This window comes from Luteimonas sp. A482 (assembly GCF_054072655.1).
Genome location: NZ_JBSVRO010000003.1, coordinates 281,017 through 294,912, shown reverse-complemented (window position 1 = coordinate 294,912; position 13,896 = coordinate 281,017). Strand labels below are relative to the sequence as shown.

6 protein-coding genes are annotated in these 13,896 nt (G+C 69.5%); all 6 read left to right on the top strand.

What is annotated here, in order from left to right; all coding sequences use genetic code 11:
* Positions 1–108 precede the first annotated feature (108 nt).
* Positions 109–3,510, top strand: a complete 3,402-nt coding sequence (gene recC, locus ACW5DW_RS12030) for an exodeoxyribonuclease V subunit gamma (RefSeq protein WP_457019146.1) — start codon at positions 109–111, stop codon at positions 3,508–3,510.
* The gene (locus ACW5DW_RS12025; RefSeq protein ID WP_457019145.1) at positions 3,507–7,184 is read left to right on the top strand and encodes a UvrD-helicase domain-containing protein; all 3,678 of its coding nucleotides are present in this window, start codon (positions 3,507–3,509) and stop codon (positions 7,182–7,184) included. Before recC ends, ACW5DW_RS12025 begins: the two co-directional genes overlap by 4 nt.
* Positions 7,181–9,121, top strand: a complete 1,941-nt coding sequence (recD, locus tag ACW5DW_RS12020; protein WP_457019143.1) for an exodeoxyribonuclease V subunit alpha — start codon at positions 7,181–7,183, stop codon at positions 9,119–9,121. The genes ACW5DW_RS12025 and recD overlap by 4 nt, the downstream gene beginning before the upstream one ends.
* 284 nt (positions 9,122–9,405) lie before the next feature.
* The gene (locus tag ACW5DW_RS12015) at positions 9,406–11,790 is read left to right on the top strand and encodes a TonB-dependent receptor (RefSeq protein WP_457019141.1); all 2,385 of its coding nucleotides are present in this window, start codon (positions 9,406–9,408) and stop codon (positions 11,788–11,790) included.
* 41 nt (positions 11,791–11,831) lie between these two features.
* Positions 11,832–12,509, top strand: coding sequence for a response regulator transcription factor (locus ACW5DW_RS12010; RefSeq protein WP_457019268.1), 678 nt, complete (start codon positions 11,832–11,834; stop codon positions 12,507–12,509).
* Positions 12,509–13,741 (top strand): sensor histidine kinase, encoded by a 1,233-nt coding sequence (locus tag ACW5DW_RS12005; RefSeq protein ID WP_457019140.1) that lies wholly within the window; start codon positions 12,509–12,511, stop codon positions 13,739–13,741. The genes ACW5DW_RS12010 and ACW5DW_RS12005 overlap by 1 nt, the downstream gene beginning before the upstream one ends.
* The last annotated feature ends 155 nt before the right edge of the window (positions 13,742–13,896 follow it).

The following is a 13,896-nucleotide window of genomic DNA, read 5'->3' as shown; positions in this document are numbered from 1 at the left end:
CACCAAACACCGCCGGACCCACCCCGCCCCATCCACGCGGCGCCAGCAGCGGGCTCCGCCGCTCCCGTATCGGGCGCTGAGACCGGTTCCTGCACAATGCCCGGACGCATGCATACCGACGCCCGGACCGACTTCCGCCTCTACCACTCCAACGCGCTGGACGTGCTGGCCGGGCTGCTGGCCAGGGAACTGCGCACGCCGGCCCCGGGCCAGGGCCTGCTGGAACCGGACGTGATCCTGATCCCGCAGGTGGCGCTGCGGCGCTGGCTGCAGGCCACCCTGGCGCAAGCGCACGGGGTGGCGGCCAACCTCGAGTTCCTGACCCCGGGCGAATTCGTGCAGCGCGCGCTGGACGCCAATGTGCCGGGGCGCGGCCAGGACCTCGACGCGGCCGCGCTGCGCTGGCGCATCCACGCCGCGCTCGCCGATCCGGCGCTGCTGCGCGCGCGCGCGCAGCAGCCGCTGCGTGCCTACCTCGAGGACGCGCCCGATCCGCTCAAGGGCTGGTCGCTGTCGGGCGAGCTCGCGCAGGCCTTCGAGAAGTACAAGGCCTGGCGCCGCGAATGGCTGCTGGCCTGGGAGGCCGGCGAGGCGCCGCGCGACCCGCAGGCCGCGCTGTGGCGGCGCGTGGCCGGCGGCACGCAGCACCGCGCGCGCCGCATCGATGCCTACCTGCGCGGTTTCGCCGAGCCCGATGCGTCGTTGCCGTCCGGCCTGCCGCAGCGCCTGTTTGCCTTCGCCATCCTCAACGTCTCGCCCGACGTGCTGCGCGTGATCGCCACCCAGGCGCGCGTCGGCACCCTGCATCTCTACGTGCCCTCGCCCAGCCGCGACTACTGGGGGGACCTGCAGCGCGTGCGCGGCGGTGACCCCGACGCGGCCGCAGGCGAAAACCCGCTGCTGCGCGCCTGGGGCGCGGCCGGGCGCGACTTCATGGCGGTGCTGGGCAGCTATGAAGTGGTGCACCCGGACATCGAGGTCCGCGGAGACGCCGATCCCGGCGAGGGCGGCGGCGCGCTGCAGGGCAGCCTGCTGCGGCGCCTGCAGTCCGACCTGTTCCACCGCCGGCCGTCGCCGCCGCTGGCGCCGACGCCGGACGACGCCCGCACCCGGCTGCCGGCGCTGCGCCGCGACGACCCCAGCCTGCAGGTGCACGCCTGCCACACCCGCCTGCGCGAGCTGCAGGTGCTGCACGACCAGCTGCGCGGCCTGTTCGAGGACCAGCGCTTCGATCCGCCGCTGCAGCCGCGCGAGGTCGCGGTGCTGGCGCCGGATATCGATCCCTATCTGCCCTACCTCGACGCCGTGTTCGGCGGCCGTGGCCGCAGCGATGCCATTCCCTATGCCGTGGCCGATGCCAGCCCGCTGGCCGGCGAGCCGCTGGCCGATGTGTTCCTGCGCCTGCTGGCGCTGCCGGTGGCGCGCTTTGGTCTGGTGGAAACGCTGGACCTGCTCGCCAGCCCGCCGCTGGCCGAAGCGGCGGCGTTGGATGCCGCCGCCTTCGATCGCCTGCACGCCTGGCTGCACGCCGCCGGCGCGCGCTGGGGCCTGGATGCCGCACACCGCGCGCGCCTGGATGCGCCGGACGACGATGCCTACACCTGGGCCTTCGCGCTCGACCGCCTGCTGCTCGGCCACGCCACCGGCAGCGACGCGCCGATCACCAGCGCCAGCGGCCAACTGGTCGCGCCGATGCCGGAGCTGGAAGGCAGCGCGCTCGACGCGCTCGACACCCTGGTGCGGCTGCTGCGCGTGCTCGCGCGCCACGCCCGCGTGCTGGACGAGGCGCTGACCCCGGACGGCTGGCGCGAGCGCCTGCTCGGCCTGCTCGACGCGCTGCTGCCGCCCGCGCCGTCGGCAGCGGCCACGCAGCGCGCGCTCGACCGCCTGCGCAGCCTGATCGACGACTTCGCCGCCGATGCGCGGCGTGCCGGCGTCAACACGCCGGTGCCGGCCGAGATCGTGCGCGCGCACTTCGCCGCCGCGCTGTCGGAGGCCGACACGCGCGCGCCGCTGCTCACCGGCGGCGTCAGCGTCGCGCGGATGGTGCCGATGCGCCTGCTGCCGTTCCGCGTGATCTGCCTGCTGGGCATGGACGATGGCGCGTTTCCCCGTCGCGATCCTGCCGGTGGCCTCGACCGATTGGCCGCCGACCTCGCCGGCGGCCGGCGCCTGCGCGGCGACCGCTCCACCCGCGACGACGACCGCTTCCTGTTCCTGCAGCTGTTCGCCGCGGCGCAGGACGTGTTCTACGTGAGCTACCAGGGCGCCGACCCGCGCGACGGCAGCGTGCGCGAACCCTCGGTGCTGGTGGCCGACCTGCTGGCCGCGGCCGACGCGCAGCACGCGGCGGAGGCGCAGGCGGGCGACGCGCTGGTGGTGCGGCATCCGCTGCAGCCGTTCGCGCCGACCGCGTTTGGCGGCGACGACGAGCCACGGCGGTTCTCGTACAGCGCGCAGTGGTGGCCGGCGGCCGCGCAGCCATCGGCGCGGCGCGTGGCGCTGCCGGCATGGTTCGGTGGCGCAGCGCTGGCGCCAATCGATGCCGACGATGTCGCGAGCGGCGACGCCACGCTGTCGCTCGACGCACTGCGCCGCTTCCTGCAGGCGCCGGCCGAGGTCTTCCTGCGCCAGCGCCTGGGGCTGCGCCTGGCCGAGGTCGAAGAGATCGACGAGGACGTTGAACCCTTGCTGGCGCCGGGCCGCGGCCTCGCCCGGCACGCGCTGCAGAAGGCGGTGTTCGATGCCGTGCTGCGTGGCGACGACGATGCCACCACCCAAGCCCTGCTGCGCGCGCGCGGCCTGCTGCCCTCCGGGCCGCTGGGGCGGCGTGCGCTGGAGCAGGTGCGCGAACAGGTCGATCCGTATGCGCTGGCCTTCGGCGGCTGGCGCGGCGATGCGCAGCCGGAGGCGCATCGCCTCGAAGTGCCGCTCGACGCGCTGACCCTGCAGGGCCGCATCGCCGACATCTACGACCACGGCATCGTGCGGGTGCGTTTCGATCCGCCAGCCGGCCAGTCCGCGATCCGCAACGGCCTCGACTGGCTGCTGGCAAGCGCCGCCGGTCTTGCGAGGCCGCTGGTCGAATTCCACGAGGACCGCGAGCTTGGCGCGGGCCCGCACGTGCGTGACCCGCTCGATCCCGTGCAGGCACGCGCGCTGCTGCGCACGCTGGTCGATCTGCAGGAGCGGGGCCTGCGCAGCCCACTGCCGTTCGCGCCCTACAGCGGCTGGGAGTTCTTCCGCGCCGGCGACATGCGCAAGGGGCTCGAGGCTGCCGCGAAGAAATGGCACGGCAGCGACTTCAGCTGGGCAGAAAGCAGCGGCGAAGCGCTGCGCCTGGCGCTGCGCGGGCGCGACCCCTTCAGCGACGAGGCCACGCAGGTCGCCTTCATCGACCTGGCAATGGGCATCTACCTGGCAGTGGTGAAGGGCGAGTTCTACGCAGGCACCGATCCGGCCGCGCTGCACGCGATCGCGGACGCGCTCGACCTGGAGGAAGCGGAATGAGCGCGGACACCAGCGCCATCCACACGCACGCGAGCGACCCCTACCTGGACCTCGACCTCGACGGCGTCCACGCCATCGAAGCCTCCGCCGGCACCGGCAAGACCTACACCCTCGCCACGCTGGTGGTGCGCCTGGTGGTCGAACGCGGCCTGCGCGTGGGCCAGGTGCTGGCGGTCACCTTCACCGAAGCCGCCACCCAGGAGCTGCGCAGCCGCATCCGCGCGCGCCTGCTGCTGGCCGGCGAAATTGTCGGCACGCCGATCGCCGTCGACGTCGCGCCGGAAGCCGCGCTCACCCGCGCCGTGCTCGACGCACACCTCGCGCGCGGCACCGAAACCGCCGAGGCGCTGCGCCGCCGACTGCACGCCGCCGCCAACGACATCGACCTCGCCGCCATCTTCACCATCCACGGCTTCTGCGCGCGCGTGCTGCGCGAGCATGCGCTGGAAGCGGGGCAGGCCTTCGATGCGCCCGAGCTGCTCACCAGCGACGCGCCGCTGCATGAGGCCATCGCCGTCGACCTGTGGCGCAAGCACGGTCGCGATGCCGAGTCCGCCGACGACCTGCTCGCGCTATGGCCGGGCGGCCCGCAGGCGCTGGCCTGCGACCTGCCGCTGCTGGTGCGCGAACGCACGCTGCGCCCCACGCTGGCCGAGCTGCCCGACGATCCCGTGCCACGCCTGCACGCCACTGGCGAAGCGCTGGCCGAAGCCTTCCGCGCACATGGCGACGATTTCCGCGCCTCGCTGGTGTCGGCAGTGGAGGGCAAGGTGCTGCACGGCGGCAGCTACAAGCTGGACTGGATCAACGCGTTGTTCGATTCGTTGCACCAGTGGTGCAACGCCAGCGAACGCAATGTGCCGTTCGAGCATCCCAAGCTGCCGCAACTCACGCGCGAGACGCTGCAGCTGCGCACCAGCAAGGCCGGCGCCGGCCGCACCCCTGACTCGCCGGTCTGCGACGCCGTGCCCGCCTATCTCGATGCGCTTACCGCGATGGCCGAATGGCAGGACGCGCGCCGCGTCGAACTGCTGCACCGCCTGCGTACCGATGCGCGTCAGCGCGTCGCCCGCGCCAAGCGTCAGCAGCGCGTGCAGACCTACGACGACCTGATCGACCGCGTCGCCGACGCCATCGATGGCCCCCACGCCGCCGACCTGGTCGAACGCCTGCGCGCGCAGTACGCGGTGGCGCTGGTCGACGAGTTCCAGGACACCGACGCCCGCCAGTGGCGCATCTTCGACCACGTGTTCGGTGCCGCCAGCGCCACGCTGCACGGCCAGGCGCCGGCGCTGTTCGTGATCGGCGATCCCAAGCAGGCGATCTACGGCTTCCGCGGCGGCGACGTCGAGACCTACCTCGCCGCGCGCGACACGGCGCGCGAGGCGCCGCCGCTGTCGAGCAACTTCCGCTCGCGCCCATCCGTGCTGCGCGCGGTGTCGACGCTGTACGCGCAGGCTCAAGCGGCCGCCGATGCCGACGACAGGGTGCCGCCACCCTTCATCGACCCGCGCATCGGCTTTCGCGAAGTGCAGCCGGGTGGCGTGCGCCGCGACGACGACTTCATCCGCCACGGCACGCCAGCGCCCGCGCTCACCGTGTGGCGCGCACCGCTACCGGACGAGGTCGACAGCAAGGGCAAGCCCAGGCCGTACAAGGCTGGCCGCTCGCGCGAACTCGCAACCCAGGCCTGCGTCGCCGCCATCCATCGCGTGCTGTGCGATGCGCGCGACGGCAACGCCAGCATCGAAGGCCGCCCCGTGCAGCCCGGCGACATCGCCGTGCTGGTGCGCTCGCACAACGAGGCCACGCGCATCCGCCACGCGTTGGCGATGGCCGGCATTCCGGCGGTCGCGGCCGGCAGGCAAAGCCTGTTCGCAACGCCCGAGGCGCGCGATCTGCACGCGCTGCTGCTCGCCCTGCTGCACGGCGCCGACGACGGCCGCCTGCGCATGGCGCTGTCGACCGTGCTGATCGGCCTGGACGCCACCACCATCGCCGCGCTCGACGAAGATGGCGAGGCGCTGCGCCACTGGCAGCTCGAAGCGCTGGCCTGGCGCGAGCGCCTGCAGCGCGGCGGCGCGCTGGCCCTGGTCAACGCGCTCTGTGCCGAACACGCCGGCCGCCTGCTCGGCCTGCTCGACGGCGAGCGACGCCTCACCAACTACCTGCAGCTGGCCGAACTGCTGCAGGACGCGCAGGCGCGCGCGCTGGGCCTGCACGGCCTGGTCGACTGGCTGGCCAACGCCATCGCCGATGCCAATGCCAACGACGAGAGCCAGCTGCTGCGGCTGGAGTCCGACGCTCGCCGCGTGCAGGTGGTGACCCTGCACAAGAGCAAGGGCCTGGAGTACCCGCTGGTGTTCCTGCCCTTCGCCGCCATCGGCGCGCATGCGCGCAATCCCGGCCAGCGCGCCGTGGTCAATGGCATCGAGGGTCGCGTGCTGCACTGGAAGCTGCTGGCCTCGCAGTCCGGCTGGGAAGCGGCGAAGGACGCCTGGACCCTCGCCCAGCGCGCCGAGGACGCACGCCTGCTGTACGTCGGCCTCACCCGCGCGCGGCACGCGCTGTGGCTGGCCAGCGGCCTGCTCTGCAATTACGACAAGTCACCGCTGCAGCACATGGTGGCGACGCCCGATGCGCTCACCGCGGCGTTGGGCACCGCAGGCACCATCGACGACAGCACGCCGCCGGAAAAATTGCCGTGGCTGCCGCCGGCCACTACCGAAGCCGTGCCGCCCGCGCGCATCGCCGCGCGCTCGCTGACCAGCGACTGGTGGGTCTACAGCTTCACCCAGCTCGCCAACGCCGAAGGCCAGGGCGATGCGTCGGCCAGCGCCACCCAGCCCGCGCCCGGCGGCCAGGATGAACCCGCGGCGGATGCCGATGTCGATGCCAGCACCGATGCCGACATCTACGACCCGCGCTTCGCCGGCACCCGCTTCGGCGTCGTGCTGCACGACGTGCTGGAACGCACCGACTTCGCACGCTGGTCTGCGTGGACGCCCGATGCCCCCGCGCCCACCACCGACGACACCGACCTGATCGCCGAACGCCTGCGTGCCGGCGGCTACCCGGCCGACGACATCGACGACGGCATCAAGGTGCTCACCCCGCTCATCGGCCACACCCTCACCGTGCCCCTGCCCGAAGGCGTGCGCCTGGCCGACGTGCCCGCTAGCCAGCGTCGCCCGGAGATCGAGTTCCAGTTCGCGCTCGCGCCCACCCGCATCGACGCCCTGCTCGCGCTGCTGCACCGCCACGGCCTGGTCACCTCGCGCCAGGGCTTCGGCGCGCGCCGAAGGCTGGAAGGCCTGATGACCGGCCTGATCGACCTCACCTACGTGTTTGAGGGCCGCTGGTACGTGCTCGACTACAAGTCCAACCGCCTGCCCGGCTATGGCCCCGCGCAGCTGGATGAGGCCATGGCGCATAGCGAGTACGAGCTGCAGGCGCTGATCTACACCCTGGCCCTGCACCGCTGGCTGCGCTTCCGAATGGGCGACAGCTACGACTACGCCCGCGACTTCGGCGGCGTGCGCTACGTGTTCTGCCGCGGCCTCGATGCGACGCGCACGGATGCGCAAGGCGTGCAGGCCTGGCGCTTCGAACCCGGGCTGGTCGAAGCGCTCGACGCGCTGTTCGCAGGCCAGGCCACGGAGGCTGCAGCATGAGCACGCTCCCGCTCTTTCCCAAAGGCCAGCCTGTTGACGCCACGGCCAGCAACGCCAACGCACGCGACGTCTCGCCGCCGAACGCACCGCGCCCCACCGGCCTGCTGCAGCAACTGACCAAGGCCGGTGCCCTGCGCACCCTCGACCACGCCCTGGCCCAAAGCCTGCGTCGGCTGGCTCCCGACACGCCCGATGCCGTGCTGGCCGCCGCCGCGCTCGCCTCGCTGGCCGTCGCCTCCGGCCACGCCGGCTTCGACCCCGCCGACCCGCAGCGCCTGGTCGACGCCCCGATTGATTGGCCCTCGATTGAGGCCTGGCGCGCAGCTCTGGAATCCTCGCCCTGGGTCGCCCGCCCGGACACCGGCGACGCCGAATCCGCCGCGGACGCCCCGCTCGTGTTCGAGCACGGCCTGATCTACCTGCGCCGCTACCGCGAATACGAACGCCGCTTGGCCGAAGGCCTGCGCCGCATCGGCAACGCCGCCCCGGCCTTACCTCTTCCCCCGCTTGCGGGGGAAGAGGCCCGCAGGGCAGATGGGGGCACCCCCGCGCCACCCCCCGAAGACCCCCAATCCCAAGCCGTCACCGCCGCCCTCCACCACACCCTCCTCCTCATCACCGGCGGCCCCGGCACCGGCAAGACCACCACCATCACCCGCATGCTCGTCGCGCTCATCGCCCAGGCCCGCGACGCCGGCGCCCCGCCGCCGCGCATCGCCCTGGCCGCGCCCACCGGCCGCGCCGCCGAACGCATGGCCGAAAGCGTGCGCAACGCCATCCAGGCCCTGCCCACACTCGGCATCGACCCCGCGCTCGCCGCCCAGCTGCCCACCACCGGCACCACCCTGCACCGCCTGCTCGGCTCCATCCCCGACAGCCCACGGTTCCGGCACCACGCCGACAACCCGCTGCCCTTCGACGTGGTGGTGGTGGACGAAGCCTCGATGATCGACCTGCCGCTGATGGCCAAGCTGGTCGAAGCCGTACCCGATGGCGCGCGGCTGGTCCTGCTCGGCGACCCCGACCAGCTGCCCTCGGTGGAAGCGGGCGACGTGCTCGCCGGCATCCTGCGCGCCGCCGAAGCATCCGCATCAGCCCTCAATGAAGCCGTGGACAACCCGCACCTGTCATTCCGAGCGCAGCGAGGAATCTCAAGCTTCCCCGCCCGCCACATCCACCTCACCCGCGGCTACCGCCAGAGCGCCTCGCTCGATCTCGCCCCCCTGGCCACCGCCGTGCGCGAAGGCGACACCGCCACCGCCCTGTCACTGCTGCGCAGCGGCGCACTGTCCGGCGTGCACTTCCACGAAGGCAACGCCGATCCGCTGCAATCGCACCGCGACCACCTGCTCGAACACTGGACCTCGCTCGCCGACGCCAGCGACCCCGCCGAAGCCATCGCACGCGCCGGCCGCCTGCGCATCCTCACCGCCGTGCGCGAAGGCCCGCAGGGCGCCCGCGGCCTCAACGCCCGCATCGAGGACCTGCTCGCCGGCACCCGCCGCGGCGCCGGCCCCGCGTCCACTGCCAGCCGCTACTTCCACGGCCGCCTGCTGCTGGTCACCGAGAACAGCTACCGCCATCGCCTGTTCAACGGCGACATCGGCATCTGTCTGCGCGATGGCAGCGGCACGTTGATGGCCTGGTTCCCTGGTGATGACCCAAGCAACCCGCGCCCGTTCCATCCCGCCGCGCTTCCCGCGCACGACAGCGCCTTCGCAATGACGGTGCACAAGGCCCAGGGCAGCGAGTTCGACGAGGTGTGGCTGGTACTGCCGGAGCGCTTCAACCGCGTGCTGTCGCGGGAGCTGGTGTACACGGGGCTGACGCGGGCGCGGAGCGTTCTGCACATGGGTGGGAGCGCTGAGGTACTTGCGAACGCGCTTGCGCGACATACGGGAAGGTGGTCAGGCCTGGGACGTCGGCTCGGGAGCTAGCCGAGTGCCCGCGTTCGACCCGAGGCAGTCTGTCGAGTAATAGCCGAACGCAGCTCCGAATGGACCCGCGAGTTCGATGCGAGGACCGAACCCCGGTTGGCCCTGGCGACGCTGTTGCGGTCGTCGGGTGGCAGCTGGAGCGCACGCGGATGCGTATCGAGCGCACCCACACCGGCATCGACAGTCACTGCTGCGCCAAGCCGGCGACCTTTTGGCGACATTTGCCTCGCTAATCTCGCACCGGTTCATGGAGTGAGACGGCCCATTCCCGGAGGCAGAGCGATATGAGTAGGCACGCCCGACGCGCATTGTGGTTGGCCCTTTCGGCGCACTTGATCGGCTTTCCACTGTACGCGCACGCAGCGGAAGCACCCGGTGCCCTGACCATCATCGTCAAGGATCAATATACCGACCGGCCACTTTCAAACGCGAAGGTCACGATCACGGAACGGGAAACCGCCTCCGCGCGATCCCTGGAAACCGACGCACAAGGTCGCATCCTCGTTGAACAGCTCGACCCCGGCCTCTACACGGTCAACATCACCAAGGTCGGGTTCGCTTCAATATACGAGCCAAGCGTACGCGTGATCACGCGGAAGAACTCCAGGATCGAATTCGAACTGGGAATTCCGCTGTTGCAGGAAGTGGTGGTCCAGGCGCGGCCAATCGATGCACTCGTATCGCCTTCCAGCACCTATCTCGATCGGGAAGCCTTGCGAAGTGCTGTCGGCGGTGGCGCAGATCCGCTCCTCTCGCTGGACGGCCTGCCTAGCCTGGCCTCCGCCAGCGAGTTCGCGAGCTTTAGCGTACGCGGCCGGGGCCCCCGGGATAACCTGATCTTCGTCGACGAGTTCCCCTTCGACAAAGCGATACACTTCGACGCGACACTGGGTGAGGACGAGGACATCGGCGGTGGCGGCCGTTTCTCGATCTTCGCCCCGAACGTCATCAGCGGCGCCGAGTTCTCACCGGGCGGGTGGGGCCCTGCGTATGGTGGTCGGGCCGGGTCGCTGCTCAAGCTCGAAGTCGCCGACGGCAGTCCAAGCCCGTCGGCCAGCCTGCGCCTCGACCTTGCCGGCACCGAGGTCGGCTACGACGGGCCGCTCGGCATCACTGAAGGTTCCACCGTGCTCGTTTCCGCCCGCCGACTGGATTTCGGTGCCTTTTTCGAAGATATCGAAGAACTGGACATCGGAAACCCCGTGTTGAGGGACATCATCGTCAAGTCGGCCGTGCCGATCAATCCGTCCAACACGCTCGAGGTGCTGCTCATCGATACGCGCGAGACATACACGCGCGACGTCACCCACGTCTTCGAGTCGCCAAACTTCGAAGATGCTGCGCTTCTTGATTTCGAACAGGACAGCGACCTGTACGGCTTTACGCTGCGGTCGTTGATCGGTCAGGACGCTGTCTGGACCAACAAGGTCTACCACCGGGTCAGCAACAAGATCAGCTCGGAGGGCGAGGCGTTTCCCGATCTCGTGCCCGACGGCTCGCCCGCCTCCAGTTTCCCGGTGCGCGAAGACATCATCACCGTGACCGAAGACGAGACCGAGATCGGCTGGCGAAGCGACTTCAAAACGGTGAATCGCTGGGGCGCGTTCAATGCAGGCATGCAGGTGACGCAGCTCGAACTGGACTACAGCACCGTGCTGGATGGCGACTGGATCCGGTACGTCTACGACGGCGACGACTCCAGGCCCGACCCCGATCAGCGCTTCATCGTGCTGACCCCGGCGAACATCGACTCTTCGCTGAGCCGGAAAGCGACGAGCTACGCAGGTTACGTGGACCAGGCCTTCAAGATCGGCTCCTGGGATATCCGCACGGGCGTCCGCCTGGAGCGCGACGGCCTGACGGACGAAAACCTCGTGTCGCCCAGGTTCCGGGTGAACTGGCAGCCGAACACAAGCTTCAGGTACTTCGCGACTGCAGGGCTCTTCCATCAATCGCCACGGTTCCTGGACCTCGCAGCCAATGCGGCGAACACGCTCGAAAACGAGGAGATCACGCACGGGAGTATCGGCCTGGAGTACTTCCCGAACGAGAGCTGGTCGGTGTTGACGGAAGCCTATTACCAGGACCTGGCCAATCTCGTGGTCGACCTGGATCGGGCGGGCGGGACGTTCGCCAACATCGGCGATGGCAGTTCATACGGCTTCGACGTCGTGGTCAGGGGCACGATCCGCGAAGGGCTCTACGCAGCCGCGACCTATTCCTACAACGACGCGAAAGTGGACCGGAAGGACGGCCTTGGCTCGGTCACCGACGAGTTCAGCCGCGAGCATGTGGCGACCCTCGGGCTGACCTGGGAAATCACGGACCGCTGGAAAGTGGCCGGGCGTTACAAGTATCTGTCCGGCAGGCCGGAGGACGCCTACATCATCCACGAAGACGTGCTGGGGCCCGGACAGCCCTTGCGCTACTCGCGGGAGACGATCGAGCGCAATGTGGGCCGCCGGCCCAGTTACGGCGTGCTCAACCTGCGTGTCGACTATCGGCGCGCATTCGGCCCGGTCGACGTCACGGCCTTTCTCGATGTCATCAACGTCACGTCGGCCGCATCGACCGACGACACCGAGTTCGACTACCGCAGGGGTGTCAACGTGAAGGACGATAGCGAGGCCGAGCCGCTGATCGGACTTCGGCTAGACTACGCTTGGTAAAAGGGAGGCGGCAGATGGCACGCGCTCTTGATGCGGCGCCGATCAGGGCGTTGATCGTCGAGGACAACCGCGACATCTGCGCGAACATTGCCGCGTACCTCGAAAAGCTCGGCTACGTTCTGGATTTCGCCCACGACGGCGTCACCGCAATGAACCTGGCGTTGACACATCCGTTCGACGTCATCGTTCTGGACCTGATGATCCCGAGGATGGACGGCCTTACCTTCTGCCAGAGACTGCGGGCCGATGCCGAAATCGAAACGCCTGTCCTCATGCTGACGGCCAGGGACACGCTCGACGACAGGCTCAGGGGATTCGACGCCGGGGCCGACGACTACCTGGTCAAGCCATTCGCACTGCAGGAGCTGCATGCGCGCATCCGGGCTCTCTACAAGCGGAGTCGCCGGAACGGCGACAACCTGCTGACGGTTGGCGATCTGACGTTGAACCGGTCCACGCTGCAAGTACACCGGGCGGGGCGGCGTGTCGAGATCAACCCTGCCGGCATGAAGTTGCTTCGACGATTGATGGAAGAGTCCCCGTCGGTCGTGGATCGCGACGAGCTTGAAACGCTGCTGTGGGCCGACGAGAGGCCGGATGGCGATGCGCTTCGCTCGCACATGTACAAGCTGCGCCAGGCAATCGACAGGCCGTTCGATCGGCTGTTGATCCATACGGTGCATCGCATCGGATATCGAATCGCGGAGGACGCCCAGTAGTGTCGCGGCACAGTCTGCGCAAACGTGTCGAGTATGCGTTCGCGCTGTGTGTTGTCGGACTCAGCGTGGCCTGGGGGCTCGCGTTCTACGCTGCCATCAGGTTCAGCGAAGACCGCGTGCTGGTCAACCAGCTGCAGCGCGCCGCCGAGAACTACCCCGATCTCACGATGAGCCTTCGCGGCTACGACGACGCCGGGAGCTTGCCCGAACCCCTGAGGGAGTGGGCGCAGGCAGGTCCTGCCGAGGGTCTGTACGAGTTCGTCTCCGAAGAGCTGCATGTCGCTGTCGTCCCCGCCGACAACGCACGGGGGCGCGCATTCGTGGTGTTCGATGTCGCCGGGATCGAGGCTGCGTCCTCCGAGGACTGGTGGTGGCTCCTCGTCATCACTGGGGTGGTGGGACTGCTCGGTGCCTTGGGTTTCGGGCTGGGCGTCCTGGTGATGCGCAGAGCGGTCTCCCCGGTGGTGCAGCTCGCCGAAGTGGTCGCGGGCATCGACTTGGAGCATCTGTCGGCTGGGGACCACAAGCTCATCGAGTCCAGCCGGTTCGGAAGGGATGAGGTCGGCGTCCTCGCCGGGGCCATCGAAAAAACGCTCGAGCGCATCAGTGCGTTCGTCGTGCGAGAGCGGGACTTCACCGGTTCTGCCAGTCATGAACTGCGGACGCCTATCACGGTGATAACAGGCGCGCTCGAGCTGTTGGAGCAAAGTGATCTGTCGGCCGAAGACGTGAGGGCGGTGGATCGGATCCGGCGTGCGACGCTCGAGATGAAGTCCACGATCGAGATGTTCCTGTGCATCGCTCGCGAAGCCGACGACGGGCTGTACGGCGAACAGTTCCTGGTGGCGCCACTGGTGAGCCGGGCGGTCGACCAGCAGCGCTACCTGCTGAACGGCAAGTGCGTCGAAGTCGACGTCGAAAGTCTCGCAACACCAGTCGTTCACGGGCATCCACAGGCCTTCCTGATCGCGGTCACCAATCTGGTTCGGAATGCGTTCGAGCAAACGCCTGGCGGGCAGGGACCGATCACAGTCCTCATCAAGGAGCACGAGCTGCTGGTCACCAATCGGCTGAGCGGTGACGAAGTTGGCCGCATCACGGCGGCCGGCTCATCCTCTTCCAACGGGCATGGCTTGGGTCTTGGCATCGTTCAACGATTGTGTGAGCGCAACGGCTGGGCATTCTCGCTGCACGCGGACGAGGCGCGTGTGACCGCCCGTCTTTCCTGGTAAGCAGGACAGACTGCTCCTTCGCAAACAGCAGGTAACTGCAATCAACGCGACCGAAAGGCGCGGCGCGCAGCGTGGGACGGCAAGCTGGTCGAAGCCGCGCCCGTTCGCGCGAGCCTGATCCTGCCCGGCGCCCGACTAGCTGTCATCGGTCGAAG